This is a genomic window from Acetivibrio mesophilus, from assembly GCF_004102745.1.
GTDB classification, from domain to species: domain Bacteria; phylum Bacillota; class Clostridia; order Acetivibrionales; family Acetivibrionaceae; genus Hungateiclostridium; species Hungateiclostridium mesophilum.
The window spans coordinates 1-26,712 of record NZ_RLII01000015.1 but is presented as its reverse complement, the minus strand read 5'-3'; the positions used below and the strand labels follow the sequence as shown (position 1 = coordinate 26,712).

Below are 26,712 nucleotides of genomic sequence, written 5' to 3'. Positions count from 1 at the left end.
ATTATGAGTACATTTAGTAGCTCACAAAGTATTGGAGAAATTGTATCCATCATGCCAAAAGCTAGCGAGATTTTCAAAGAATTTAATATTGATTTTTGTTGTGGAGGTCATAGAACCCTCGCTGAGGTAATAAAGAATGATAAGGTAGACGAACAGCAATTATTGAGAAAATTGGATACTGCCTATGAGGAGTCCAAAAACATTTCAAGTCAGACAAATTTTATGGAAATGTCCTCAACCAAGTTGATTGATTATATAGTAAATACACACCATGTATTTTTGAAAAGGACTCTTCCTGAGCTCAGTGAGCTTATAACAAAGATATTAAGAGTTCACGGTTCAAACCATGCCAGCCTTTTCAAAGTTCACAAGCTGTTTCATAGCCTCAAGACAGAATTGGAGCAGCATTTGATTAAAGAAGAAGAAATTCTTTTTCCGATCATCAAGGAATATGATGTCAATCCATCAGGCGAACTATTGAATCGGATTTCCGCCACCATGAAGGAAACAGAAGATGAACACGATACGGCAGGTGGTATTCTGAAGGAGCTTAGAAAAATAACAAATGATTATAGCGTGCCAAAAGATGGCTGCAGCACCTATTGCAGAGCATTTGACAAGCTTCAGGAGCTTGAATCCGACTTGTTCCAGCACATACACCTTGAGAACAACATCCTGTTTAGGCGATTTAATTCGATACAATAGTATACCCACAAGTTGTAAAAGAGCAGATAAAAGATTAACCTAGAATTCTTTTATCTGCTCTTTCGTTAATGTTGACATAAAGAATCTCCTTCTTGGATATTATTTTCATAATTCTTACCAAGAAGGAGATTTCTATCTTCTTATATACAGCTTTATCTAAGTATTTCTGCATTGTCTTTATCTTGTCTGCTTACTGCTATATCATATGCTCGTTCTCCATTTTTGTTCTTAATTGTTTTATCCACCCCATTTTCCAATAAAATCTCTATAACATCAAATCGTTCTTCTCCGTCAGAAGCCTGTACATGCAAAGGGGTTTTGCTCTCGTTATCTGTAATGTTTACATCTATCGTTTAGCTTTAGGCATCAACACTGACATAACTTCCATAATCGAGAGTGTCCCGATAAAAAGGGTAAATTCACCATAGTCACTAAGTATATTAAATAATGTTAAAGGGAATTGAGGGTTTGCTGAAGCCCTTATATAATATTATCAATCCCCGAATTCAAGGTCCTCTAACAAAAAAACTAGAGTCTCGGGTCCACCGGTTCACTTTCCATGGCCAGAACTCCGAATACACACTCATGTACTCTATAGAGTGGCTCATTCCTTACAAAACGTTCAAGAGACTCCATTCCCAGTGCAAATTCACGAAGAGCCAACGAGCGTTTCTTTCCCACAGCCCTGTTTCGAAGTCTTTGAATATTCTCTTCCATTGTGTACTCAGGTCCGTAAATAATCCTGAGATATTCTTTTCCACGGCATTTTACAGCGGGCTGCAAAAGTTCTCTGCCATTCTTTACAATAAAGTCGTATGGTTTTACCACCATTCCCTCTCCACCGGAAGCGGTCAGGTCTTCCCACCATTTTGTGCCCTTGGCTATACTTTCTGTATCAGTAACATCAACAAGAATATGGTTTGTTGCTATAATTAAGCTGTCATCCTGCGCACAGTATTTAGCAATGTTATCCATGTGCCATAGGTGGTTTTTATCGGAATGCACATTCCCTTCTGTAGCAAGGATATGGAAGGGTGCTAGCCTTAAGTCATCGATAGAATTAACAGGCCAACAGTATTCTCTGTATGCATCCACATACTTGTGCATCAGCTCTGAACGTTCCCTGAATCTTTGCAAAAGTGCATTTATATCTGCATTCTTCCCTGAAGTTTGCTTATCCACATCAAAGGAAACAGTTTTATTCATAGATGCTTGCTCAAGTAGCTTAACAGCTTCATCCAACGCAACTCTACTGGAAACACCCACTGCCGAATATTGATCCTTCAAAAGCATCTGTGCCTTGGCTGACCAGGGCATCAACTCACAGTCAAGGCATACCCAGTCAGTATTAAAGTCGTTCCAGAATCCCGACTTGTCTAGAACCTTTCTTACTCTGTCAATCAATGCTGCCTCAAGCTCCATATTATCAAAGAAATGTCTTCCGGTACGAGTGTAGCATATTCCGGAGGTTCCATCTACAACCCCGAATCTTTTTGCTGCTGCCTGGCTATCTTTGCATACGATTACCACTGCACGGGAACCCATATGCTTCTGTTCACACACTACTTTATCCACTCCCCTTGTACGGAAGTACTCAAAAGCTTCAGCAGGGTGTTCCAGCATCCCTTCTTTTTTACTGGTCTCGCTTGGCGACATAGTAGGTGGCAAATATATAAGCCAATGGGGATCAGCAGCAAACCTGCTCATTACCTCCAAAGCAGCAATAGAGTTTTCTTCATGTATTGTAATGCTGTTCATCAGTCTGGTTCCGATAATCCTCTTACCCAGAACATCATTGATATCCAGAGTATCATTATCTCCCCTTGCTTCAAAAACATCAGCCTTCTCTTCCTCAGGAAGAAACGGCTTCGCAGGCTCATAGTAGGTTTTTGAGGCCTTGATATCCACAAATTCTTTTTCAGGATACCGATAAGCCGTTAATTTTCCCCCAAAAACGCATCCGGTATCAATGTTTATTGTATTGTTTATCTTTAAGGCCTCGGCATGGGGAGTATGCCCATAAATGACCGTAGCCTTGCCGCGGTAATCGGAAGCCCAATCATATCTCACAGGCAATCCATATTCATCGGTTTCACCGGTAGTCTCTCCATAAAGGGCAAATTCCCTTACTCTACCCGAGCCTCTACCCTGAAGTTCTTCTTTCATCCCGGCATGGGCCACAACGAGCTTGCCATCATCTAATACATAGTGGCTTACCAGCCCGTCAATAAAGGTTTTGACTTCTTCAATAAATTCAGGAGACTCTCTTTCAAGCTGCTCCAAAGTATTATCCAAACCATGAGTGATCTGAACATTACTTCCCCTTAGCTTCTTTAAAAGCTTGATATCATGATTGCCCGGTACACAAAGTGCTGCTCCCGATTTTACCATACTCATAACAAGCTTTAACACTTCTGTAATTTTAGGACCACGGTCTACCAAGTCCCCAAGGAACACAGCTTTTCTTCCCTCAGGATGCATTGCCCTGTAATTTTCGCTTCCAGTGCCATCTTTAACTTTCTCAACACAGTATCCCAATTTCTCAAGCAGCATCTTTAGCTCATCGAAGCAGCCGTGAATATCTCCTATAATATCGAAAGGACCGTGCTCATCTTTCCTATTATTCCATAAAGGTTGTCTTTCAAATATAACCTCTTCCACCTCTTCAGGAGAGTTAAGTACATACACATATCTGAAGCCTTCCCTTTGAAGTCCTTTGATTGACTTTTTAAGTTGCTGGGTGTGCTTTTTTATTACATACTCTTCTACCTGTCTGTCAGTCCTACTTTTATTCCTTTCATGACACACCTTTTCCGGAAGGTTAAATACCACAGCCACAGGAAAACAGTGATAATCTCTGGCAATCTGTACAAGGGGCTTTCTTGCAGCTTCCTGCACATTTGTGGCATCAACAACTGTAAGCTTCCCCAACTGAAGCCTTTTTGAGGCTATATAATGTAGGACATCAAACGCTGTCTGAGTAACTGTCTGATCATTTTCATCGTCAGAGACTAGACCTCTGCAAAAATCCGAAGATATTATCTCTGTCGGCTTAAAGTGCTTTTTAGCAAAAGTGGACTTACCACTTCCTGAAGAACCTATTAATACTATTAAAGATAACTCCGGTATAGTTAATTTCATAATGTAAACACTCCCATCTGTGTAGGGCTTCCGAATTCATCATCGATCTCGCCTATTTGTAAAAATCTCACATTATAACCGTAACTCTCAGCAACCCCTGCTGCCCACGTTTCAAACTCTTTACGGGTCCACTCAAAACGATGATCCCTGTGACGCACATCTCCTTCAAGGAGGTTTGAGTAATGCGTGTTATATTCCTTGTTTGGGGTAGATACAATTACTGTCTGCGGCCTTGCAAACTTAAATAATACCTTCTCAAAGGCTTTAAGTCTATTTTCATCAAGGTGTTCTATAACCTCAATAACAGTTGCTGCGTCATATCCTGAAAATCGCTTATCCCTGTACACCAAGGAACCCTGAAATAAGTTAATTCTTTTCCTTTTCATTTCGGGCAGTCTATCAATTTTCAATCTATCCTTAGCCCTTTCAAGAACATTGTATGAAACATCAACACCAGTGATTTGCTCAAACTCCTTATCCTTTAAAAGCAATGAGATAAGATTCCCTTCTCCGCACCCTATGTCTATTACTCTTTTTGCATTAACACTTTTTAGTACCGCAACTACAGTGCCGAGTCTTTGCTGATTTAAATTGAGCTTCTTTTCAGTTTCCTGTGGCTGTGAAGGCTGATCCGGTTCGTCTTCTTCATCTATTACACCACTATCTTCTACTAGTCTTTTAAATGCCTGATTAATAAGACTCTTCTTTCTCTTTAGATACCTTCCCGTGATTAGCCCTTTTTCAGGATGATTAATGAGCCAACCCTCTCCATGTTGAAGCAGCTTGTCAATTTCATCTTCCCCGACCCAGTAGTGCTTTTCAGTGTCAAGTACAGGTATTAGAACATAGATATGATTTAACAAATCCCGAAGCTTGACTTTCCCCTCAATAGAAACCGTATAATACTTGCTTTTACCCCATTCAGGGAATTTCTCATCCAGCATATATCCTTCGACGGCTACCTTGTAACCTAAGGGTTCAAACAGCCGGTGGATGATTTCTTCCCCTCCTTTACAGGGAAGCATCGTTATTTTGGCCTGCAGCGGTAATTCCATTGCTGCCAGCTCAGGCCTATCCTTAGATTTACCGGACATTGCTGTTCCAAACACTCTTGACATTGCTACACTCAAGAAGGAAGATGCAACATAAGGTCTGTCGTTTACATAATCAAACAATCCGCCTTCTCCCGAGGAGCCTTTCTTTCCTCGGGCCAAATCAATAGGGTCGATATCGAGGATTAGTGCAACTGTACATCTTTCTTTTGTTGCCTCCGGATAGAATATATGAGCTTTCCCATGGCTTAACTCAAAGGTTTGGGGTCTTGATGGATTTTTATATAATAGATACCCTAAATCCGTTGCCGGTGGCTGAGTATATGTAATTGTAAGTATCATGTTTACACCTCTAATCTTTCATTTATAAGTATTATGTTAATTGCTTGGCATAGATATCTGCCTCATGCAACATTAGTAAGTTATTGTAAAACTCGTCACCTAATAGGTTAATTGTTCTGCGTCTTGCCTTTGATGTTGAAATATTCATTGGGTGCATGTGCCATTGGATATATTTCGCTATTTCAAGCATTTTTCCCTTTGGCAGTTGCTTTAAATAAAATAAGCTCATGTATGCCGATACATTTTGATGACCATAGAAATGTGCAACCTCAGTGGGATTTCCCTTTGAATCCTCAAATTTTTTGGTGAACTTTTTACCAACATCATGCATTAATGCTGCGATTTCCAGGACATCATTATCGCAATACTCCTTGATATACTCCATGCACTTTTTACAGTGCTCTCCTATCGTTAATGTATGATAAGGATTATCCTGGGAAATTGCATCCAGATCATCGAAAAGTTCAGCTATGTCAAAAGTATCATCATAGTTTCTTGCAACCTCAATATTATCCCACCCCTCGAAATATTGAGGAATAAAAATACCTTTATAGATATTCTCTATTACTGTATCAGGGACTCTTCTGCTCCTGGTGCTATTCTGTCTCAAACACTTTTCATATGGGGTAACAACCATATAGCATTCTTTATAACATTCTATTCTCAACGCCTCTAAAAAGACTTTTCTCTTTTTGTAACTTGAATTGGTTGCATCATAAACTACACTTTTGCCATCTGACAAATCACGATAGATTCTTCTATGCAATTCTTGAAAAATCAGCTCATTACTATCTTGATTGCCGGCATCCCCAAACAACTCTTCTCTCAAATCATCTGAAGAATGTAAGACAGCATTTTCTCTAAGAGATAGTTCTTTTGCAAGGGTGCTTTTCCCGCTTCCGGGTAGTCCAACCATCATTATAAGCTTATTCATCTATCCTGCCTCCAAGCCATCAAATAAAGCAGCATATGTTTGTTCCAGCCCCATCTCGCTTATTTTTTTGTATTTTATACTATTAACGTAGCAAGTTTTTAAGACATGGTATTCGCCATTTAGGTATTTCTGCCGTAGATATCCCTGTACTTCTTTTGGGCAGTTTTCAGTGACCCAAATCATATATACCTTTTTATCTTCCTTAGGAGCTATGCTGTAATAAGCCTCGATCTTTTGATTCATGTTTTTCATGTAGTCATAAATAAGCCTTGCAACGCAATTTATTCTTTGCTTATAGTTATAGGGCACCTTACTGATTAGGTCATCATACATACCGTCTGCAATACTCTTGATTATTGCATTAACTGAGGAAAATTTGCTTAATGCTCTATGCAGATTAACGTAGTCATCACACTTAATCTTTATCATGTGCCCGTCAATATTTAAAACCCATCCTTCCTTTTCGCTGGATTTTAACCTCTTAACATCTTGCATTATCTCCTCAAAAGATCGGTTTTCTATCTTAGTCATAGGAACTTTATACATGGATGCATACTGTTGTACCTCGTTGTAAGATAGTTGTCTCCCGGTTAAAACATTCCTCATTCCGATTAAGTACATGTCTTCCTGCTCAGGCAAATAATTAACTACATGCGCGTCTTTAATGCTTATGTACTCAAAAATAAAGGTAAAATTAGGGTTGTCTATAATCATCTTTTTATGGTATTCGGTTAATTTACTATAGCCATCCTCTAGCCTCCAAGAGCTATTTCTGTCAATAGCCATACTTCCGGAAATGTAAATTTCCCCATTATAATACCTTGCATTTTGCATTGAACCATCAAGTTTATCGGTAATTTCAATTGATTTAGCATTTTTGATTTCATTTAAAACGTTTTCAAGCTTGTTTTCCTCAACTTCGTTGAGATTGAAAAACTTTCTGAAAGGAGCTATAACCAATTGCTCATTTACAACGTCAATAACAATGCTTCTACATTCCCTGTAAATACTCTCGGGATTTGTCCACATACTTTCATGCATTTCATCCATACTGTATCGAATTAAAATAAAGTTATTATGCTGTTTTACTTTCAAATGGAAAAAAATATTATTGTATTCTTTATTATCAAGTCTAGACAGCCAGTCTTCAAACCTGACAGTATCAATTGAACCGAATTTATCCTTATAATCGCTTTTAATTTGCATTGCCAAATTAAACACAGGATTCCAATTGTAAATACTCATAACCTCACCTCAAATTTCAACATTAAGAACTGAGATAAAGAAAATATTCCAGAAACTAAAGTTTCGCAGTTTAGATCCTGTAAATACTCCTCGGGGTCGAGCAAAACTCGCTTCGCTCAAACAATGCTCTCCCTTTCCTCGTCGTATTAACAGGCTCTACAACTTGCTTCACAATGTTTCTTCCATATTTTTCTTTACTCACCTATCAACTGTTAGTAGATAAAAAATAAATGTATTTTCTTAGGTAATAAAAAAGTGGCTAAATCTATTTGCTAGACTTAACCACCTATTATTTATTATATATGTAATGTCTTATTCACTGAAAGTATCATCTGTCTTTGAACTTGAATAATAGAGGATTAAGCCACTGTATATGCATATTTATACTTGGTTTATGAATCAGTTGAAGGGATATGTAGTTTTTTATCGATTCTCGGTAATTAGCTATATACATTGTCCATCCTCCTTTCAAAAAACTAATTTACTGTATTATACCAATAACTCTGAGTTTATTTTACTATACCATCCATCATCTGCCAATCAATGTAAATCCAGTACTTTTGCAATTATTATAGCTGGCTGATAGCAAGACGGCCCTACTTAAAATAGTAGCTGTTGATTTTGTCAATCAAAGAGTCCACACCTTGTTCAATGGAGGAAATAAAATCGAATACTTTCTCATTCCATCCAGCGATAATGTTTACATTTCTACCTTCAAACTGCTGCGTACCATATCCCTGCATATCTATCGCATGAACCCAAACATCAGGATTTATCCACTTCTTATATCTCTCGACCAATGCTTGGCAGGTGGTCTTAGTTCCGCCATAACCCATACTATAGGAATATCCTCTGTTTATCTCATTGTCAGACAATAAAATAATACGGTCAACAAATATCCTCTTGTCCAGTAAATAACGCAACGGTAAAGTAATATCAGTTCCCCCGCCGTTTACTTTGATACTGTTGGCATTGGCAATTATACCGTTTTGTGTTGACAAATTACATGCATATAGACTGTCGTCAAAAGTCATCGTAATGGTTTCTTCACATATATAGTTTGCAATTGACAGCATCAATACGGCAATTTCAGCACAGGTCAGATCGCTTTTGGCACTTATACGAGAATTCATAGAACCGGAAACGTCCGCAGCGATTAATGTTTTACCCGGGAGTCTGTTAATATTTTTTGTTGATGTTTTTATAGCGGTTTCCAAAGCATCATAAATCTTTGAGGTTCCTATTCCTTCATTTTTCAATACCTTATACGCGCTATAGTACCTGAAAGGCAACTGCTTGTTCTTTAAAACCCTCTCTTCATTAGTCAAGTACGCGTATACTTTATCTATATTTGACGCTCCCGAGTTGATTATATTACGAAGATTTCTCATCATGGCCATATATCCCAGTCTGTTTTCATCAATTAAGCTTTCCCAAGTTCCTTTGCTATTCCCTTTTGATGACAACTCTGTCTCCCATGTAACAGGAGTTTCAAGCCTATCATCCAATAGTCTCTTCCAGAGATCATTTTGAGCTTCATCCTTAGCCTTTGGGTGAACCAGGCATAAGATATCTTTTAATTTAATTGAATTTTTTCTGTTGTATTTAGCCAACTGGTACTCGTCAAATTTACCGAAGCTATCGGCCAAACCTTTCTTTATCGAGTTTGGTATAGGTTTACCATATGTATTCATGTAATATGCCAAGACCTCAGTCATATCATCGGGGCGCTCAATTACCTTATTCAAAGTTCTTCTCACATACTCTTTACCTTCTATACTTTTTGCAAGCTCGGACACCAAAACATGAGATATTGTTCTCAAATGCATCTCTTTCCTTGCAAAAACACTCAAGTTAGCTACAAATCTTGGATCAGTTTTTATTACATTTCTAACGGTGTTCAATATATCCTGGGAGTTGTCTCCATAAAATTTATTCTCATTGAAAAAGCTCGTCAATACTTGCGTTACCAACTTTTCCTTATCACTCATAGAATAAGCGATTGCTCCCTCGTTATTTACCGTTTTATTTGCTCTAAAGACTCCTAAATTAAACTTTGACATAGTTACTCCCCTTTCATAGGAAATTATTACTTGGGAGAAAATCGGAAGGAGACTATTATCCGGCGCGTCTTATTTTTCCGCCACCCCAAAATTTGAGAGCAGGATTCTCACCTGCACACGTTTTCACGTACCGGCCCCAACGAAGTAACTCCTTCCTGCACTTCCCAAGTGTTTGTTGGGAGAAAATCGATTAGAGCTTATAAAGTGCTCTATCCATCTGAGCTACATGGAATGTCCATGACCGGACTCGAACCGGCGACCTCTCGCTTAAAAGGCGAAGTATCTCTAATCTGCACTGCCCAACCTCTATTTTTTAGTGAGAGAAAATCGAGAAGAGTATTTTTCCCTGATATGAAGTAACTCTTTTCTGCACTGCTCACTACATTTTTAGTATACGAGAATAATTTACCAATTTACAGACAAAAAGTTTGCAACTTTTAAAGTAATGCAAACTTTTTATATATTATACAAGCTTATAGACTTTTTAACCCTTGCTATAATCTCATCGGCAATCCTTTGGGGAGATATGACCTTCACATAGGGCCCTAGTGAGATGATGTTTCGGATAAGATTTTCTTCTTCAAAAAGGTAGTAATTGAGCCTAATCTCATATTTATTATTGCCTAAGCTTCTTGCTGTTCTCTCCATTCCTGAAAAGCACATAAAGCACCGTTCCATTGCTGCCTTTTTATCGGTTACCTCTAAAACTATCGGCTCTTCCGAATGTTTCTGTTCAAACAGCAGCCTTTTGGCTGTTTCTCTATCAATATCACCCTCTTCATCCACAATCCTTATATCCGATAAGGTGAAAATGTTGGCCATGATAGGACGATTTTCATCCAATAGGTACATGGAAACGCGAAATCTCCCATCTCTCATGGAATACTCAATGCTTACAGGCAGAGCTAGCCTGTTACTGTATATGTTTCCATTTCTATCGGTATTGTTATATCTTATAGGTTTTTCTTGTATTATAGCATTCAATAACAGTCGGAAATTCGCTTCATACGCATCCTGATCTGTAATTGCAGGTAGTTTTATTGTGTTTGTGAGTTCAAAATACTCGTCTTTTATGGGAGTATCAATATCAGCGAGCTCTTTTTGAAGTTTGTCATAGGTTTCTTTACTAAGAACCATTTTTACCCCCTCTTTATCCAAAAGGGCCTTCAGCCACGCCTTTTCAATTATAGAAAAGCGCACCGGAAGAGGAGGCTGATTATTGTGCTTCGCTGTATCACTCTCAGTACCTTTTGACTTATCAGCAATCTCAATAGAGGGATAGTACATGCCATTCTTCTCAGTTAACAGATTAAAATTTTCATCCGGTTCACATTTATTTAAAACAAAGTCTGCAAAAGACTTTTGATTCTTTCCTATAACCTTCTGTTCAAATTCTCCTTCATCGATGATTCTCATTATTTCATTTTTTGTCTTACCACCGGCACATTCATTTATAATTCTAAACATCAACTGAAAGTACCTGTTTTTAATTTCACTAAACAACTCCATAGGATGAAAGCATCTCCTTCCAGTCATCAAGAATTTTATCTGCCAGTTTTTTGCTCTCTAGTACTCTAACATATCCTGCATATCCTCTGATCCAAGGAATAAGCTCCCCACTATCGTTAACTTCAATTGTTATGTGATATCGCCCATCTTCAATCTTATTCAATATACCGTTAGGTGATTCATTAAGAATCTTTTCAACAATATATCCTTCTGTTTTTTCATCAATAACAACTTCAAGTTTTACCTTCTCCGGTTCATTTCTACCTTCTAGAGATACACTGGACCAACTGCAGCACATCTGTTTATCGTATAATTCATCATAGTCCTCTCTTTGAAATGTATCCTCCAATATTTCTATACACTCTATCCTATCAAGTCTTGATACTATGCAATTTTTATTACTGTTGAAGGATACCAGATAAAATCTACCATGACGCACATCATATCTTATTTTATATGGAATTAGAACATTGCTGCTGTGCTGTTCACAAGCATTGTCCCATTTTTTAGGCAAATGGTAGAAAAGCTTTACTTTCTGCCTCAGGTGTATGGCCTTCAAAATCTCCCACAAAACTTGTTCTTCAATTGCAGGATGAAAATGCACATTCCTATAATTAAAGTAATGGTTATCAATTCCACTGACATTTCTCTCAAAATGCATATAATCTTTAAGCGTCTGTTCACAGAAGTAGCCCGAAACTACCGGAAAGATTATATTTTTAAACAGACCAATAGCTATAAGCAATTCTACCAACTCATTATTATCCAGTGTCTTTAATATGTCCGGAGCAATGGAATAGAATTTTGTTCGCTTTACCACTTCACATGATAACATTCCAAAACTTGTGCACATTTCTGAAAGTTTTCTTTCAATGGTCTTGCTGCTGATTTTGTCATAGGACAAATACCCACCCTGTGCCAGTCCGTCTTCAATATCACTTAGACAACAAGGGCAATTTTGTGACTGTATATATAACAGAATAAAAAAATATGTAAGCAAGTCTGCGCGTGTAAAACTCTTGGTCATATAGGTGCTCACAAGAAAATTATCTGAATGCCGCATAAAATCGTAAGTCAGATTTAGAAGCTTGTATCTGCCGTCTTTGTCAACCTTGATATATTTCTCCTCCACATACTGCTGGATACGACGCATCTCATAGCTTACTTTTCTTGAACTCACATTTCTTTTGCTTTCCAAGCCATCTCTTGAATAGCATCCGTATAGGAAACAATCCCTAAGGATATCCCTTATGATATTGTAATGCTTTATAAAATCATTAAACATGAAACAACTCCTATATATAAATCCATGTTCTCATTCTATAATATACTATTTGGAAGTAGAATTCAAAACCAGCAAACAGATTAACTTCTTAAATGTATAACTTGATAATAACTTATATTCAGCAGATGTAGCTCTCTCTTCAAAATAATTATGATTCATTTCTTATCACATTTGCCCAATAAATTTAATCCATACGCCTAAAATTTCCCAATCCTACGCTATCAAACTCATCCTTTTCTTTTTGCTTGTATACTCCCAGTTCTTTTAGTACTAAATTAATGGCCTTTTCTCCTTCAGGTTTATGATAATAACTATAAGTCTTTTCATCCCAAAAACTTTCAGTCTTAAGGGGTTCCATTTTAACCTTTGAATTTTCAAATAAAATAGCTGACTGTCTACCAACACCTCCAAAATAATCGGTTTCAATGTAAGCTATCATTCCTTTTCTTGACTCTTGAACTAAAACTTCATAAATGGACGGAGATAAGTAATTAAAAAATTCGTTATAAGCAACATCAAGCTTGCTATTGACTAATTCCTCAATACCGTCATATAATTCATCTGTCAAAAAAATAAGTGAAAATCCTTGAGATAAGTCAATAGTTTCAGCCTCTACCCATCTATCTGCAAAAGCATTCATCAAGTCTTTTTTTCCGATAAAACATCTTATACAATGCATAATGTCCTCCTTACTACTTGGTAAAAATCTAAAATAGACTAGATTTTTTTATCACTTGTTCTTGATAAATTTATAACTAAATTTTTCTCAATATCAACTCAAATCGTCTTATCCCGGATAGTATGTTCTAATAAATTCATTAAACTTGTTCGCGATCATTTCTTTAATCTCAACCTCAGCTTCACTTAGAGTAGGGTCAACTGAATATCCCAAATAGCCTAACTCAACCTTTTCTGAATTCGTATATAATCCGAGAGTAAAATCATAAAGCTTATTATTATACTTTATTTCTATTGTTGTATACCCACAAGTAAAACCGTCATCAGTTTCAATTACTGTTTCCCTATGCGAAACAATTTCTATACCCTCATTTTTTAACTTTTTCATTCCATTAATCCATTGGCTTTTTTCCTCTTCCGCTGTGAGTCCCTCATAAATTACTCCAAAAAATCGTAACTTTTCAGCTGCTTTTTCAAACTCGCCTTTTTCAAGGTGTCTTAGAAATATTTCAGATTTTACTCTTCCGGATATGGTAGAAAACCCTACCCTTTCACCGTCTAAAGTATTATAAGTCAATATTGCTGTAACTGATAAGATGAAAACTAAAACTAACGATACTATAAAATTTCTAGTAATTTTCTTGAAGGGTTTTTTAGCTTTTAAATTATCCTTGATAACTTCTGCGTTTACTTTTATTTCACTTTTCTGCTCATTATATATTTTACTGCAAGTCTCGCACTCTCTTAAATGCTCTTCTACCAATGAGCTGCTTTCCTTGCTGCAAAAATCATCTATATATAATGGCAGCAAATCCTGGATTATATTACAATTTATTTTCATTATAGCCCCTCGCTTTCCATATACAATGATTTAATCTTTTCTTTTGCACGGTAATATGTAACTCGAGCCCAAGCTTCACTCTTTCCGAATATTTCACTGATCTGCCGATAGGATAGTTCTGCAAACACTTTTAAACTAAAAACCTCCTTGTACGGTTCTTCGATGGAGTGAAGAATTTTGTGAAGAGAGATATTATTTTGTGAAGTAATAACCCTTTCATCAATCTCTGTATCCGTATGTAAAGTTTCATTGAGTTCTTGTTTATAATTTGCCTTTTCTTTTTTGCTATAGCTATAATATAGATTTTTAGCTATCTGGCAGAGCCAGACAGACATTTTGCAATTCCCCTTAAATTTATCAATGCCTCGCAGTGCTCTGTAAAATGTTTCCTGCGTTAGTTCCTCTGCTATTTTTTCGTCCCCTGTAATGGATATCAAGAATCTATATACATCATTGACATAAAGCCTGTATATTTCATCAAATTCTTTCTTCACTATTTCACCACCGTTCTATATATAAGACTTTCATAAGTGGATTTTGTTACAAATTTTTATTATTTTATCATTTTTTATATTAAAAAGACTTATATTAATACCTATAAGTAGCTCCCTACTTTTTACCTGAACTTAAAATCTTCATAAATTTAAGTAAGCCTTTAATCTTGTACTAGATTTTTATAACAGTCCATGTTCTAATGGCATAGTTTTATAATATAATTTCGATGCAATTTGGTACATCTTGATTGGATATTAAAATGTGAAGGAATATCTTTTATGACTTAACTTGAAACACTTTTTATAGTAAATACTCAAGTTAATATGAAACAGAAGTACTAAAATACATTTCTATGAAAAGACTGTACAAACCCAATTCACTTACTTAACACTATTTATTATCGTATTTATCATTAAATCTATCTAATACCCTTTTTAGTCCCGAATCTAGAATAAGCCTTACTCTATCTACAATAAATCCAGGTATTTCTCTATAGTAAGCTTGTGCTATTCCTCCTGTAATACAGGCTATCGTATCGCTATCCCCTCCAATAGAAATAGCCTTCCTTATGGCATCTTCAAAACTTTCTGACTCAAGAAAAGCGATAATGGCTTGTGGCACTGAACCTTTGCATGAGGAATCAAACTTATAATTAGGTCTTATATCATCCAATCGCTGGTCAAGGTTGTATCTAAACTTCTTCTCAATAAAATCTTTTATTTCCTTCTTACTTTTGCCTGTCCTGGCTAAAAAAACTGCACTGGCAACAGCTTGAGCACCTTTTATTCCTTCCCTGTGATTATGTGTTACAATTGCACTTCTCTTAGCTTCTTTCATCACATCTTCCAAAGTATCAAAAGCAAAACCGATAGGGCTAACCCTCATTGCAGAGCCATTTCCATAACTATTGTAGGGTTTCAATTCCTCGCTTGATAACCATTGCTCAAACATTCGCCCATAACCCACATTAGGATATTTCTTGCCATACTCCTTTAACTTATATGCATAGCTTCTCTTTGATTGAATTGTATCAATTATAAAATTCTTATGGTGTTCTTTATTCAATATGGCATCAGCTATTGCTATTGTCATAACTGTATCATCAGTAAATCTTGACTGACTGTTAAACAATTTAAAATCAACAGTCTTCACATTATGCCATTCAAACCTTGAACCGATAACATCACCTATAATTGCACCTAACATAAATATCTCCTAATTCTTTTACTATTTCTTATATAGCCATTTTTATCAAACTTTCGACTCAAATATGAGTAATTCTCTTCTAATCATAATACCATCATGAAGATCACTCAATATTTATAGTTAATATATAAAGAAAGTTTTCTTTTATATCTTACCGTACACAACATTTCCTTAGTGTTATTCTTCATCTTCATATGTAACATCTTTCGTACCACCTCCCAAGTACCATACATGCATTTCAATGAAGTCAATAAATGTGTTTAAAAAATCATCGTGGCTTAGGAATGGCTGGATATATACACACCCATCTATCCTGATTACCGCTCATCCTTTATACCATCCTTTAAAGGCAAGGCATCAAAAATCCTGTCTGCAGCTTCTCTGTACTTTTTAATTCTTGCTATATCCTCATCCGTTGGGTCTTTAATTCTTGTTAAATCCATATTGTCATGCAAATCTGCGAGCTTAACTCTACATGCTGTTTCATTCTTTAATACCCTATCAATAAACTCATCATAGCTTTCACCCTTGCGCTTGGTCAGGCAATCCAGTACAGTAATAACATCCTCTGAAAATCCCTCTTTGCGAAGATCCTCAAAGGTAATCTCCGAATCTTCCACAACATCGTGCAAAACTGCACATATCCTTTCAAGTTCATTTTTTGTTGAAAGCATGACCCTTAGTGGATGCAGTATATAAGGCTCTCCTCCCTTATCAACCTGCCTTGCATGCGCACGGGCCGCAATTTCTATGGCTTTGTTAAGCATAAATAATCCTCCTTTTAAGTTCTGTAATTCTTAGAGCTGTGTATTTCTAATAATCCCTGCTACAATTCCTAAAACTATATCATGTATAGATGCCGATAGCTATATCTGATATTGCAAAAAGTAAACGGCTGTTAAAAGGAAACAAACGCCCTTTTCCAAGGGCGCTTGTTTTCAAGCTTATGTCTTAAGCTAAAAATTACGTCATCATTTCACATTAGCCACCGTAAACTCAAGGGAACGCTCCACTTTAATCATAATGACTTTATCGTCTTCTAAAAGTAGGGTATCGCCAACAGGAACAATGATTTTACTACCTTTGCGTTGCACCATGATGATAAGGTTGTTATACGGCAATTCTAGGTCCTTGATATATTTGTTTTGCCATTTGTGACCTTTTGAAATAGTAAATTCAGTAAGCTCTTGACCAGTTTTATCAAAATGTACTTCCCCAGCTATGACAATCAGATCATTTTCTTTTATTGTGACATTTCCTCTAGGTACAATAGTTTTGCCATTACGCTCGATCTTTGCAACTATGAAGTCGAATGTGAGGTTCAAATCCTTTACCTTTTTACCTATTAAACTACTATTCGGGCGAATTCTTGTTTCTAAGAAGCCAATTTCTGCTTTGTCTTGATAATAGTTGAAGGTTTTTAAGACCGTATCCCCAGGATCCAGCATTTTCAACCGTTTTGCCGCAAATGGCATTAAGCCGCCCTGAATCAATGATGAAAGCACACATATACCAAATACTATATGATAAATATCGACAGATAAAACCGCCGGACTATTCACAGCCATGATTGCAAAGGCAATAGCAGCAGCACCACGAATGCCCGCTAATGAAATTATGTTTAGTTGATTGAGTTTAAGTCTAAATGGCAACATTAATCCATAAACGGTTACCGGACGAGCAATGATAGTCATAAATAACATAATAGCAAGGGCCAACGGTAATGCCATAATGAATTTATTTAAGTCGGACAATAGACCCAAGATGAAAAACAAACCTATCTGCATAATTTCAGTAAAGCCATCAAAGAAAAAGATGATATTACGCTTACCTTTAAACTCTATATTACCTAGATAAATCCCTAGGATATAGAGCGCCAAGTATCCATTACCACCCAAAAGATCTGTCGTGGCGTATGTAATAAGCATTATAGAAGCCATGAGGACGGCATAAAGTCCTTCTGATTCCAGTGAATAATTTTTTAGCAATTTTCCAATAACAAATGAAAAAATACAACCCATAGCAATTCCAAGAACTACCTGAGATAGAACTAAAATCGGTATAGAGAGCTTTGAGCCTATTATTGCAGATAAAAACACCATCGTCATTGTAAACGCTGTCGGGTCGTTTGATCCGCTTTCAAGTTCCAGTAAAGATGCTGTATTGTATTTTAAATTCAAGTTTTTTGAACGTAAAATATTTGAGACACTGGCGTAATCTGTGGAACCAACAATAGAACCAATGAGCATACCTTCCAACAATCCCAAACCTAAAACATAATGACAAAACAGACCTGTTATTAATGCAGTCGCAACAACACCTAAGGAACTCAGTACAATCGCTTCTTTTGCCACCGGTTTACCCATCTTCCAATTGGTCCCGAAACCACCATAAAACATAATGACCATTAGTGCCACTGTAGCAAAGCTATCAGCAAATTCGTAATCGCCAAAATCAATCCCTATACCAAAAATCATACCCAGCACAATAAATAATAATAGCGCAGGTATCCCATGTTTATTTGAAAATCGAATAGCAAATAATGCAAGGATAAAAATAATACCAATAGTTAAATAACTCATATATAATCCCTTCCAACTATACATGATTAAATAATAGCTAAATTAATCATAAATTTTTATAATCATTCTTCTGAATTTTTTATGGAGAATATCATTAATAATTATATTATCATATATTCTTAGTTATTTCAAAGCTATTAATATCCCTCTAGGTTGTTCATTGCTTGTTTATTATATGTTTAAACTTACCACTTTTAGGATGCTGCTTTGGTTCTTCTTTAGAAAGAGAAATCTCAACATGTTCAATATCATGGGATGCAAGAAACTCTGTTAAAGCCAAACAAGCCGATTGAAATACTTCTTCTTTGTTATATCCGTTTTTCAAATTAATTCTTAATTCTATTTTATTATTCTTATGAACCACGACTTGGAATCTTTGAAGATTATTTACCTCTTTCAGTACTGCATATATGGCAAGAGGAGCAATTTTTATTTCTTTCCCTTCCTCGAAAAATGTGACAATATCATCAGTACGTCCCTCTAAAGTCAACCATGGAGATGGATTGCCGCATGGACAAGGCTCATGATGCATTACTACACGGTCAGTAACCTCATAACGAATAAATGGCTGAGTATAATTAAATAGGTTTGTTAGGAGAATTTTATCGGACTGGATGCCATTGGAAACCGGTTTATTATTCTTATCAACAGGTTCAACAATTACCCAATCGTCATTGATATGAAAATGACGTTCTGTACATTCACACGCAATCGTTCCTGCTTCTGTACAGGAATAACTGGTCTGAACATAACATTTAAAGGCCTCCGATAGTTTTTCACGCAGAGAGTCACCCAAATACTCACCACCAGTCATAATAATCACAGGCTTTATATTCAGACGACCACTTTTTTGTTCATCAATAAGGAGTTCCAAAATAGTTGGATATCCTCCAAGCATCGCAGGTTGAAAATCATTCAGTTCATTTACTATCTGGGATATAGGCAACAGCGCACTCGTCACGGCCATCTGCCTTTTCTTCCAAGGCATCGCCAGTAATCTTGAGCGTACCGAACTGTTGCCCAAATAGAATCCACCTGTTGCAAATACTCCTATTGTCTTTTTTCTGGACTTTAAAAATGCTTTCATATCTTGTTTTCTAGCGAAAGTTCGTGTCGCGCTAATTCCACCCATCACATTATTGGTATTTCTATCGCAAAGCATTACCAGCGGATCGCCTGTTGACCCGCTGGTGGTAAACACCAGGTAATCCCCCTTTAGTTTGCGCCCAATATTATCAAGGTCTTTCATAAATTCATTTATATCTGACAGCTTTATAGAACGGTCCGTTACCCACTCATCGAAATGAGCCATCAGCTCCCTCTTATTTGTCGGCGGTAAATCTGAGAGCTCGAACTTATCCCCTAAGTTTTTATATCGCTCTTTGTAATAGGGGCTATACTGTTTTGCATAACTTACAAGCTTATGAAGCCGTTCTTGGCGTATACTTGACTTTTTAGCATCGCTCATTTTTTCATACTTCCAACATAGCATCATAGCTTTAATGATCCCAGTTTTCTTCATTCCCCTTCCCCCTTCACTACACCGTATAATAAAAAGTCCATATACTCTCTTATTTCCGCTTTTATCTCTTCTGATTGTTGAAAGAATTGATCCGGCGCCTCTTTATATACCTCCAAATATCTGTTAATAATTGCTCCGGTGTACAAGATAAACGCTTCTGTTATTTTCTTTGTATTTGATTCTTTCAGATTGAGGGTTGCCACGGCCTTAGCCATTACTTTAGCTGATTTTTCCTTGACTTTTTTCATATACTTTGCTAGAACTTCATTTCTTTGCTCAAAGACCTGACTATTTGTTTCTCGTGCTGCCATGTTTACAAACCGCATCTCCTCCGGAAACTTGCGGCACACGCTGAATTTCTCCTCCATAAAGGAAAAGATAATTTCATAAAAATCATTTTCTTTATGCTCCAGCTGTTCTGTAATAAGTCGTTCTAAGGCCTGTTGCAGACAATAACAATAGAATTCTTTTTTGCTTCCGAAGTAGTGAAAGAGTATCCCCTTAGATATACCGCTATTTTTCGTTATTTCATCTGTACTTGCTTCTGAATAGGATTTCTTTGAAAATTCAGTTATCCCGCTTTTAATAATAGTATTTTTCTTATCCTCCGATAATTTCTTAAATGCATCTCTTACCATATACGCCTCCACATTGACTAGTTAGTCAAACTCTATAAATCTATTATATATTTTATTGACTCACCAGTCAAGTTCTGTGCAAATACAGAAAAATGCACCACCGTGTAGTGAGTGCTATGCTCCATTATAATTATTTATATTTAACATCAACATAAAGTTGCTTCCTGGAGTAGTCGTAACCGCATCTACTGCCTCTTGTACAGATGCAAAAGTGGCAATTAGTATTCCCTCTACTGTAAGTGTTGCGGTAGGAGAGGCCGCAGCGGATTCAAAGCTATAAGAATTGGGTTCTAGCACTCTGCCAATTGATGTTCCAGTATTGGGGTAGATTGGAAAGCTAGTTCGGAGTTATATTCTGTAAACCTTAAGAAACGGTCTCTTATATGTCCAAAATTACTCCCAAAGGTCGTCAAGCATATTCGATATTTTTTGCTTCCTGGCTTCCGTCTCTTCAGTGTCAATTATATATTTGTCATCTATTTTCAGTAGAACATCTCCCTCTTTGACATCCGGGGGCAATTTTGACTTACTAATATTAATCATTTCTTTGTTATCATTTTCGCACACAGCAAAATCACCTTCAAACCTATCTACAATTAATCTCATAATCATCCTCCTATCTTGGTGGATTACACCTACTGCAAGGTGTATATCCGCTGTTCTTTGCATCAAATAATTCTATGGGAATACTGCTTTTTCTTAGATAGCTACAGCCTGCCGCATGGTATTTTTCTTCGTTTTTTGTTATATAGACCGTGATTTCCTTTATTTCTGTCTTCTCGGGTGAGCTCGTTACGACACTTGAATGTGTATTTGGTGCTTTACTTTCCACGGGTGGCGCTTGCTCTTTTATGGCTGAAGCGTTCTTGTCAAATTTTATTGTGTCACCATCACTGGTTACAACAATAGTTCCAATTTCATCTGTGCGAAACACTTCTACTCCAAAGGTCTTAAGTCGATTTAATATGAGGCTATCCGGATGTCCATAACTATTATCTTTCCCTACGCTGATAACTGCGTACTTCGCGGAAACTTTCTTTAGAAAAAGAGCTGTAGTAGATGAACCGCTTCCATGATGTCCAATTTTTATTAAGTCTGATTGTATTTCAAGGTTATTTGATAAAATTTCCCGTTCGGATAATTCCTCAGCATCGCCCATAAATATAAAGGAGTTATTGCCAAAGGTCATCCGGACCACTAGCGAAGAGTTATTGATATTCTCGTATTTTTCCTTATTTGGGGCTAAAATAGTCCACTTTGCCTTACCAAGTTCATAAACATCTCCGACTTTAGGAGTAGTAACCTTCATACCTTTATTCTTTATTGCAACCAATACATCCTCAAAAGTCTTTGTTGTACTTATTTGCTTTGGCATTAAAACTTTGCCTATTTCAAAATCGTTAATGACGGCATCAAGGCCGCCGATATGGTCTTCATGGGCATGGGTTCCAATCACATAGTCCAGCTTACCTATTCCTTTGCTTTTGAGATAATTAACCACCAGCTCCTCATCGGCATTATTTCCGGCATCAATAAGCATGTAGCGTTGGCCTTGCGATATAAGGATTGAGTCTGCCTGCCCGACATCAAGAAATGTTATTTGCAGTTGATCATTCAAAACACTATTTTCTATTGTATCTGATTGTTGTGATTTAACGAATTTCTGTGGCGTATTCAGACTATGAGATGATTGTGGTATTTTGGTTATATCAATAGATGTAGAATTGTCATTATCGGCATGAGTTCCTTCTGACATTACTGTTGAACGATCACTATTGGATTCCCTACTATCAACACCACACCCCGATAATATAATAAAAGCAGTAATAAGTAAAACTTGAACAAGGTATCCAGGTCTAATATAGTACCGGCAATCCCTGTTTCTGTTGGAAGACCTACGCATAATAAACGCCCCTAAAAATTTTTTGGCTGTACTAATTTAATATATTCATTAACTTGCTTAACAACACTTATTCTATTTCATGTATTTATTCTATCTATTATCTTATAAAAACTTTACAATAACATTTATTATACATGTTATTATGGAAACTATCCAGATGTCTATAACTATTATTTTTCCACTCACTGATAACTGCGTATTTGGGGGATACTTTCCTGTTCGAATAATTCCTAAGCAGCGCCAATAATATAGAAATGAGTTGTTACTAAGGTATAAATATCTAATCCGTAAAAATAATAAAAGCCACTATATTAGTGACTTTTGCTGGTGGAGGCGAGGGGAGTCGAACCCCTGTCCGAAACCATCTCCACAAGAGCTTCTCCGGGTGCAGCCCTCATTTTAAAATTCCCTCAACCCAACGCCCAAGGGCAGGCTTTGGATATCAGTATCCTTTAAAATCCGTCACAGCTCAAGGCTACCACTGTGATAGTTCTAGAGTTTAACCTTCCCGCTCAAAAGGCCTGACTTAATGACGCCAGCTACCCAAGGCGCAGGAACCCTGGACTGACGGGCCGCCTATATTAGGCAGCAGCTAAAGCGAAATTATCGTTTTTAGCGTTTATTTTAGTTTCCCGTTTTTTTAAGAGGCCAACGAGAATCCTCTACCCGCTACTCAAGTCTCAACAATCCCGTCGAAACCAATACGCCCCCATATTAAATTTTCAAATATTAATCTTAAACTTCACTACTTAAAGCTCTCCTTGAGCCTTCTGTCAATCTCCCTCTGTGCGTCCTTTTTAGCAATATCCTCTCTCTTGTCGTAGAGCTTCTTACCTTTTCCTATACCCAGTTCAATCTTCACTTTGCCGTGTGTAAAGTAGACTTCCAGCGGCACTAAAGTCATTCCCTTCTGCTGAATATAACCTATAAGCTTATTTATTTCAGCTTTGTGCAAAAGAAGCTTCCTGTCCCTCAAAGGATCCTTATTGAATATGTTACCCTGTTCATAGGGACTAATATGCATGCCGTATATGAATACTTCACCGTTTTTAATATTGGCATAGCTATCCTTGAGACTTACTTTGCCAGCCCTTATCGACTTAACTTCAGTACCTGACAGGACTATGCCAGCCTCAATACTCTGTTCGATAAAATAGTCATGCCTTGCTTTTCTATTTTGTGCTATAACTCTTTTTTCTTCCTTTGCCATTATTATACTACCGCCTGTCACTTTAATGTTACAAATTGACCGGATAAAAATAACCCTTCACAGAGAAAGGGCATATATCAAAGTGTATTCATCATTCGTAAATATTATACCACTTTTAATTTATCTGTCAACACCCTTGAATTGGGATTTAATTTAAGTATTTTGCAAGCTTCCGATACTTTTCAACCTCTCAAGAACCTCATAAGGCACTCTCAAATTTCCCCTGCCCTTTCCTATACTGATATCAGGCTTAAACCTGCCGTGAAAATCGCTTCCCCCTGTAGGTATAATATTATGCTTTATCGCCAACCTCAAGAGATTGCCGGTATCGTCACTGGAGTTATCTACATAGTATGCTTCAATCCCTTTTAGACCGACCGCAACCAACCTTGCAATAAGCCCATCAAGCTTTTCCAGGCTAAGTCCTAGGTAAATGGGATGAGCCAAAACGGGAATTCCTCCCGCATCCCTTATTGCCCTTATACCCTCTTCCGGGGTCAACGTGTCCCTTTTTACGTAGGCAGGCTTGCCGTTGGAAATATACTTTTCAAAAGCTTCGCTAACGCTTTTTACATAGCCCTTTTTCACCATTACACTTGCTATATGCGGCCTTGCCACCACCCTACCCTTGGCCTCGGCTATAACCTCATCAATGGTGATATCAAATCCCAAGCGGTTAAGCTTCTCAACAATTTTGGGATTCCTTATTTCCCTGTTTGCCCTCATTCTCTTAAGGAGGGGTTCAATATTAAGATAGCTTTGACCGAAAAAGTAGCCCAGCATATGCATTTCAGTATCAAAATCGAGACTTATCTCCACCCCAGGAACAACCTCAAATCCAATCCTTTCGCCTTCCTCGAGGGCCTCCTTTATACCATCGACAGTATCGTGATCCGTAAGTGCCACCGCCGACAAACCGCTTTCCTTTGCATGCCTTATAAGCTCTGACGGAAGCATGCTACCATCGGATGCAACAGAGTGGGTATGCATGTCAACAAATTTATCCATTATTAAATGCTCCTTAGATAGTTTAATATGCTGCAATTAATAATCCTTCAAACAAATCTCCGGCGGAAACTTGCCGCTATATGCCATCTTAAGTATTTTATCCAATATACCAAGCGACATGCAGGCTTCCTCCATACTTATAATATTATTCTTCAATGCCTCGGCCAGTTCATCGGCATCAAGCACTTCTACTCGACCGTCAGGCATTATTTTCACATCAAGAAGCAAATCCACCAATGTGTATTTATCCTGCTCTTCGTCATATAAAACATTTATTATGTCGCAGTACCAGTATTTAAACTCACCGGATGGGCCAAAGAATTTACTGGCCTTATAGCCCTCCTTTAGAAATGTAAACGAAATCCCTCCGGAAATATCCGCCCTTTCCCTTATTGGCTTCCACTTTGTCACCAAAAGCTCTTCATTCCTCAAAATCAGCTCGTCGCCAGATATATCAATAACTTCAGAGGGTATGTATCTTTTTCTCAATATAATTGGGTTTTTCATAACCGTCTCCTTTAAAAATATTATTCCGAGGTATTTTACACTATTATACCTCAATGAGCAGTTTTTTGAAACAAAATTCATGAATATTATTTCCCACATCCTTCCACAGGCCGTTTTCTAATGTTATAATATTGTGTGCTAAGACAACTACATATTATTAATCAGAATATTATTAATCAGAAAAATTGCATTAGTAATATAGTCATTTTTCACTATTTTTTATATAAGAGTCGAAGGGTAATATGTCCGCTTGACATTTCCAAAGTCTCAACTGCTAAAGCTATTTGATTTTAAGTTAGCTTTACGAAGATAATAGGTATTCCAGTAATATTTGGTTGGGAGGAGTAAACTTTGAAGAAAGTAAAAAGAACATGCAGCAATTGTCTTAAAGGAACCGCAATAAATATTAATAGTGATATATTATGCATTGAAAAAGGAATAGTGTCATCGGATTACGTTTGTTCGAAACACAGGTTTATGCCCGCTCTCTGCTCTATAAATAGGAAGATAAATACCTGCATGGACTGTGAGCACTTTATTATCTTCGATACCTCCAATATAGAAGATAGGGCTGTCGGTATATGCCAATTATTTACTGTGCGGAAATATGACGGCAGAAAGAAAAAGGTGTGCTCCAAATTTCTTAAAAGGATAAAAAAAGAAGTTTGCTAGATAGCTTTTAATTGCCAGTTCGCGATCCTCACCCGTTTTATACATTTGGTGTTATGCTCTAGGTTATTGATGCCGATATTCTATTTAAAGTTATACGCTTTGTATGTAAATTGCATAGAGTTTTATAGTTTACCATCAAAATATTAAAGCAGGACGGGTGATAAAACTTGAGAGTCAGCGATATATTTAATCAAAAATTAAATGAGATTCAAAGCAGAGTTCCGATTAAATTAAGCAAATCTTCCAATAGCTTCAACAAGGTGTTAAACTCGGTCATGGATAGCAGCAATGCTGTTAATGAAAATATCGGCACCTTCAGCTTGGAAACCTATGGCGCTACCAGTTCGACTTCAACAGCAAAAGCAGTGGACAAAGAAGGCAATGACAGAAGTCTTGATGTTCAAAGAGCCAAGCTTTCCCGTGCAAAGAGCACCGCATACATTCCCGAGGACAAAAATGCTCGCATGGATTTAATAAATCAGTGTATTGACAATGCCTCTGCAAAGTACGGTGTCAACAAAAATCTAATAAGAGCAATTATCAAACAGGAATCGGGCTTTGACCCTTATGCTCTTTCCCACTCGGGTGCCCAAGGTCTGATGCAGCTCATGCCGGGTACCGCCGATGCCTTGAAAGTCACTGACCCTTGGGATATTGCACAGAATATTGACGGTGGAACAAGGTACATTAAGGACCAGCTTGCAAGGTTTGACGGTGATATGGTTCTTGCCCTCGCAGCATATAATGCCGGACCGTACAACGTTATCAAGTACGGCGGTGTTCCGCCTTTTAATGAAACCCAAAATTACGTTAAAAAAGTTATGCAGTACTACTCTCTGTATTCGGGTGGATGATATTTATCCACCCGAATACCTTTTATAAGGCCCTTTCTAAATACTTTCACCTCATAGGAGATTTAATCATATCAATAGAATATATTAGCAGAAGTTGACATAATTTTTTACAAGCTATACAGCAAAAATTGAATTCACAATTCAGCAAAACCTTCTACAACATTGGAAATCAAAAAATGAAAATATCTTTTTGATCTTAAATTGCAATATTAAATGCAACACTTTTTAAAGAAACCTGATGATATTTATCATTCCAACCTTAACCATTCTTCAACAGGCGGGTGAAATGGTGTCAAGGGCGGTTTTCCCCTTGATACCAT

The 26,712-nt window shown here is 37.1% G+C and carries 25 protein-coding genes and 1 other RNA gene; 3 read left to right on the top strand and 23 right to left on the bottom strand.

The annotated features are described in order from the left end of the window. Positions 1–3: 3 nt before the first annotated feature. Positions 4–705 carry an iron-sulfur cluster repair di-iron protein gene (gene ric, locus EFD62_RS11290; RefSeq protein ID WP_128706154.1) on the top strand — a complete coding sequence of 234 codons (702 nt, stop codon included), beginning with the start codon at positions 4–6 and terminating at the stop codon, positions 703–705. Positions 706–857: 152 nt separating this feature from the next. Here the strand turns inward: ric and EFD62_RS11285 are convergent, their stop codons facing one another. From EFD62_RS11285 to EFD62_RS11170, 23 genes are all read right to left on the bottom strand, one after another. Beyond that, positions 858–1,043, bottom strand: a complete 186-nt coding sequence (locus EFD62_RS11285) for an ankyrin repeat domain-containing protein (protein WP_268919983.1) — start codon at positions 1,041–1,043, stop codon at positions 858–860. Between the two features lie 190 nt (positions 1,044–1,233). Next, positions 1,234–3,846: a polynucleotide kinase-phosphatase gene (locus EFD62_RS11280; RefSeq protein WP_128706153.1), complete on the bottom strand. Its 2,613-nt coding sequence runs from the start codon at positions 3,844–3,846 to the stop codon at positions 1,234–1,236. Then, positions 3,843–5,240, bottom strand: a complete 1,398-nt coding sequence (locus EFD62_RS11275) for a 3' terminal RNA ribose 2'-O-methyltransferase Hen1 (RefSeq protein WP_069195892.1) — start codon at positions 5,238–5,240, stop codon at positions 3,843–3,845. The genes EFD62_RS11280 and EFD62_RS11275 overlap by 4 nt, the downstream gene beginning before the upstream one ends. A gap of 31 nt (positions 5,241–5,271) precedes the next feature. Then, a complete protein-coding gene (locus tag EFD62_RS11270) occupies positions 5,272–6,174 on the bottom strand; it encodes an AAA family ATPase (RefSeq protein WP_069195891.1) in 903 nt (300 codons plus the stop codon). After that, entirely contained in the window at positions 6,175–7,419 is a 1,245-nt protein-coding gene (locus tag EFD62_RS11265; protein WP_069195890.1) for an RNA ligase, read from the bottom strand. 596 nt (positions 7,420–8,015) lie between these two features. Continuing rightward, complete coding sequence (locus tag EFD62_RS11260; protein WP_128706152.1) at positions 8,016–9,482, bottom strand: TROVE domain-containing protein; 1,467 nt, start codon at positions 9,480–9,482, stop codon at positions 8,016–8,018. 456 nt (positions 9,483–9,938) lie between these two features. Continuing rightward, the gene (locus EFD62_RS11250; protein ID WP_128706151.1) at positions 9,939–10,991 is read right to left on the bottom strand and encodes a WYL domain-containing protein; all 1,053 of its coding nucleotides are present in this window, start codon (positions 10,989–10,991) and stop codon (positions 9,939–9,941) included. Continuing rightward, complete coding sequence (locus EFD62_RS11245; protein ID WP_128706150.1) at positions 10,978–12,276, bottom strand: helix-turn-helix transcriptional regulator; 1,299 nt, start codon at positions 12,274–12,276, stop codon at positions 10,978–10,980. The genes EFD62_RS11250 and EFD62_RS11245 overlap by 14 nt, the downstream gene beginning before the upstream one ends. Before the next feature lie 184 nt (positions 12,277–12,460). Then, positions 12,461–12,955 (bottom strand): hypothetical protein, encoded by a 495-nt coding sequence (locus tag EFD62_RS11240; protein WP_128706149.1) that lies wholly within the window; start codon positions 12,953–12,955, stop codon positions 12,461–12,463. 108 nt (positions 12,956–13,063) lie between these two features. Next, a complete protein-coding gene (locus EFD62_RS11235; protein WP_128706148.1) occupies positions 13,064–13,795 on the bottom strand; it encodes a zf-HC2 domain-containing protein in 732 nt (243 codons plus the stop codon). Further along, positions 13,795–14,289: an RNA polymerase sigma factor gene (locus tag EFD62_RS11230; RefSeq protein ID WP_128706147.1), complete on the bottom strand. Its 495-nt coding sequence runs from the start codon at positions 14,287–14,289 to the stop codon at positions 13,795–13,797. Before EFD62_RS11230 ends, EFD62_RS11235 begins: the two co-directional genes overlap by 1 nt. 391 nt (positions 14,290–14,680) lie before the next feature. Continuing rightward, complete coding sequence (locus EFD62_RS11225) at positions 14,681–15,496, bottom strand: ADP-ribosylglycohydrolase family protein (RefSeq protein WP_128706146.1); 816 nt, start codon at positions 15,494–15,496, stop codon at positions 14,681–14,683. A 317-nt stretch (positions 15,497–15,813) separates the two neighbouring features. Then, positions 15,814–16,263, bottom strand: a complete 450-nt coding sequence (locus tag EFD62_RS11220) for an HD domain-containing protein (RefSeq protein WP_069195882.1) — start codon at positions 16,261–16,263, stop codon at positions 15,814–15,816. Positions 16,264–16,467: 204 nt separating this feature from the next. Then, positions 16,468–18,078, bottom strand: coding sequence for a potassium/proton antiporter (locus EFD62_RS11215; RefSeq protein ID WP_069195881.1), 1,611 nt, complete (start codon positions 18,076–18,078; stop codon positions 16,468–16,470). Positions 18,079–18,235: 157 nt separating this feature from the next. Further along, on the bottom strand, positions 18,236–19,600 hold the full coding sequence (locus EFD62_RS11210) for a phenylacetate--CoA ligase family protein (protein WP_128706145.1): 1,365 nt from the start codon (positions 19,598–19,600) through the stop codon (positions 18,236–18,238). Further along, positions 19,597–20,238, bottom strand: coding sequence for a TetR/AcrR family transcriptional regulator (locus EFD62_RS11205; RefSeq protein WP_069195879.1), 642 nt, complete (start codon positions 20,236–20,238; stop codon positions 19,597–19,599). Before EFD62_RS11205 ends, EFD62_RS11210 begins: the two co-directional genes overlap by 4 nt. A 114-nt stretch (positions 20,239–20,352) precedes the next feature. Further along, on the bottom strand, positions 20,353–20,535 hold the full coding sequence (locus EFD62_RS11200; protein WP_128706144.1) for a hypothetical protein: 183 nt from the start codon (positions 20,533–20,535) through the stop codon (positions 20,353–20,355). Positions 20,536–20,631: 96 nt separating this feature from the next. After that, the gene (locus EFD62_RS11195; RefSeq protein ID WP_069195878.1) at positions 20,632–20,844 is read right to left on the bottom strand and encodes a DUF3006 domain-containing protein; all 213 of its coding nucleotides are present in this window, start codon (positions 20,842–20,844) and stop codon (positions 20,632–20,634) included. A 10-nt stretch (positions 20,845–20,854) separates the two neighbouring features. Next, on the bottom strand, positions 20,855–22,141 hold the full coding sequence (locus EFD62_RS11190) for a ComEC/Rec2 family competence protein (protein ID WP_128706143.1): 1,287 nt from the start codon (positions 22,139–22,141) through the stop codon (positions 20,855–20,857). Between the two features lie 325 nt (positions 22,142–22,466). Beyond that, positions 22,467–22,852: a transfer-messenger RNA gene (ssrA, locus tag EFD62_RS11185) on the bottom strand. 34 nt (positions 22,853–22,886) lie between these two features. Continuing rightward, positions 22,887–23,351 carry an SsrA-binding protein SmpB gene (gene smpB, locus EFD62_RS11180; protein ID WP_069195773.1) on the bottom strand — a complete coding sequence of 155 codons (465 nt, stop codon included), beginning with the start codon at positions 23,349–23,351 and terminating at the stop codon, positions 22,887–22,889. A 153-nt stretch (positions 23,352–23,504) separates the two neighbouring features. Next, the gene (locus tag EFD62_RS11175) at positions 23,505–24,359 is read right to left on the bottom strand and encodes a PHP domain-containing protein (protein ID WP_069195772.1); all 855 of its coding nucleotides are present in this window, start codon (positions 24,357–24,359) and stop codon (positions 23,505–23,507) included. Positions 24,360–24,395: 36 nt separating this feature from the next. Then, the gene (locus tag EFD62_RS11170; RefSeq protein WP_069196405.1) at positions 24,396–24,866 is read right to left on the bottom strand and encodes a DUF402 domain-containing protein; all 471 of its coding nucleotides are present in this window, start codon (positions 24,864–24,866) and stop codon (positions 24,396–24,398) included. A 351-nt stretch (positions 24,867–25,217) separates the two neighbouring features. On the opposite strand from EFD62_RS11170, the gene EFD62_RS11165 reads away from it, so the two are divergent. After that, positions 25,218–25,538, top strand: a complete 321-nt coding sequence (locus tag EFD62_RS11165) for a hypothetical protein (RefSeq protein WP_069195771.1) — start codon at positions 25,218–25,220, stop codon at positions 25,536–25,538. 167 nt (positions 25,539–25,705) lie between these two features. Beyond that, positions 25,706–26,392 carry a lytic transglycosylase domain-containing protein gene (locus EFD62_RS11160; RefSeq protein ID WP_128706142.1) on the top strand — a complete coding sequence of 229 codons (687 nt, stop codon included), beginning with the start codon at positions 25,706–25,708 and terminating at the stop codon, positions 26,390–26,392. Positions 26,393–26,712: the final 320 nt, after the last annotated feature.

What these genes read in the sequence shown, in the direction of transcription:
- ric (WP_128706154.1), top strand. Translation starts at nt 4, where the DNA reads ATGAGTACATTTAGTAGCTCACAAAGTATTGGAGAAATTGTATCCATC.
- EFD62_RS11280 (WP_128706153.1), bottom strand. Translation starts at nt 3,846, where the DNA reads ATGAAATTAACTATACCGGAGTTATCTTTAATAGTATTAATAGGTTCT.
- EFD62_RS11275 (WP_069195892.1), bottom strand. Translation starts at nt 5,240, where the DNA reads ATGATACTTACAATTACATATACTCAGCCACCGGCAACGGATTTAGGG.
- EFD62_RS11270 (WP_069195891.1), bottom strand. Translation starts at nt 6,174, where the DNA reads ATGAATAAGCTTATAATGATGGTTGGACTACCCGGAAGCGGGAAAAGC.
- EFD62_RS11265 (WP_069195890.1), bottom strand. Translation starts at nt 7,419, where the DNA reads ATGAGTATTTACAATTGGAATCCTGTGTTTAATTTGGCAATGCAAATT.
- EFD62_RS11260 (WP_128706152.1), bottom strand. Translation starts at nt 9,482, where the DNA reads ATGTCAAAGTTTAATTTAGGAGTCTTTAGAGCAAATAAAACGGTAAAT.
- EFD62_RS11250 (WP_128706151.1), bottom strand. Translation starts at nt 10,991, where the DNA reads ATGGAGTTGTTTAGTGAAATTAAAAACAGGTACTTTCAGTTGATGTTT.
- EFD62_RS11245 (WP_128706150.1), bottom strand. Translation starts at nt 12,276, where the DNA reads ATGTTTAATGATTTTATAAAGCATTACAATATCATAAGGGATATCCTT.
- EFD62_RS11240 (WP_128706149.1), bottom strand. Translation starts at nt 12,955, where the DNA reads ATGCATTGTATAAGATGTTTTATCGGAAAAAAAGACTTGATGAATGCT.
- EFD62_RS11235 (WP_128706148.1), bottom strand. Translation starts at nt 13,795, where the DNA reads ATGAAAATAAATTGTAATATAATCCAGGATTTGCTGCCATTATATATA.
- EFD62_RS11225 (WP_128706146.1), bottom strand. Translation starts at nt 15,496, where the DNA reads ATGTTAGGTGCAATTATAGGTGATGTTATCGGTTCAAGGTTTGAATGG.
- EFD62_RS11220 (WP_069195882.1), bottom strand. Translation starts at nt 16,263, where the DNA reads ATGCTTAACAAAGCCATAGAAATTGCGGCCCGTGCGCATGCAAGGCAG.
- EFD62_RS11215 (WP_069195881.1), bottom strand. Translation starts at nt 18,078, where the DNA reads ATGAGTTATTTAACTATTGGTATTATTTTTATCCTTGCATTATTTGCT.
- EFD62_RS11210 (WP_128706145.1), bottom strand. Translation starts at nt 19,600, where the DNA reads ATGAAGAAAACTGGGATCATTAAAGCTATGATGCTATGTTGGAAGTAT.
- EFD62_RS11205 (WP_069195879.1), bottom strand. Translation starts at nt 20,238, where the DNA reads ATGGTAAGAGATGCATTTAAGAAATTATCGGAGGATAAGAAAAATACT.
- EFD62_RS11195 (WP_069195878.1), bottom strand. Translation starts at nt 20,844, where the DNA reads ATGAGATTAATTGTAGATAGGTTTGAAGGTGATTTTGCTGTGTGCGAA.
- EFD62_RS11190 (WP_128706143.1), bottom strand. Translation starts at nt 22,141, where the DNA reads ATGCGTAGGTCTTCCAACAGAAACAGGGATTGCCGGTACTATATTAGA.
- smpB (WP_069195773.1), bottom strand. Translation starts at nt 23,351, where the DNA reads ATGGCAAAGGAAGAAAAAAGAGTTATAGCACAAAATAGAAAAGCAAGG.
- EFD62_RS11175 (WP_069195772.1), bottom strand. Translation starts at nt 24,359, where the DNA reads ATGGATAAATTTGTTGACATGCATACCCACTCTGTTGCATCCGATGGT.
- EFD62_RS11170 (WP_069196405.1), bottom strand. Translation starts at nt 24,866, where the DNA reads ATGAAAAACCCAATTATATTGAGAAAAAGATACATACCCTCTGAAGTT.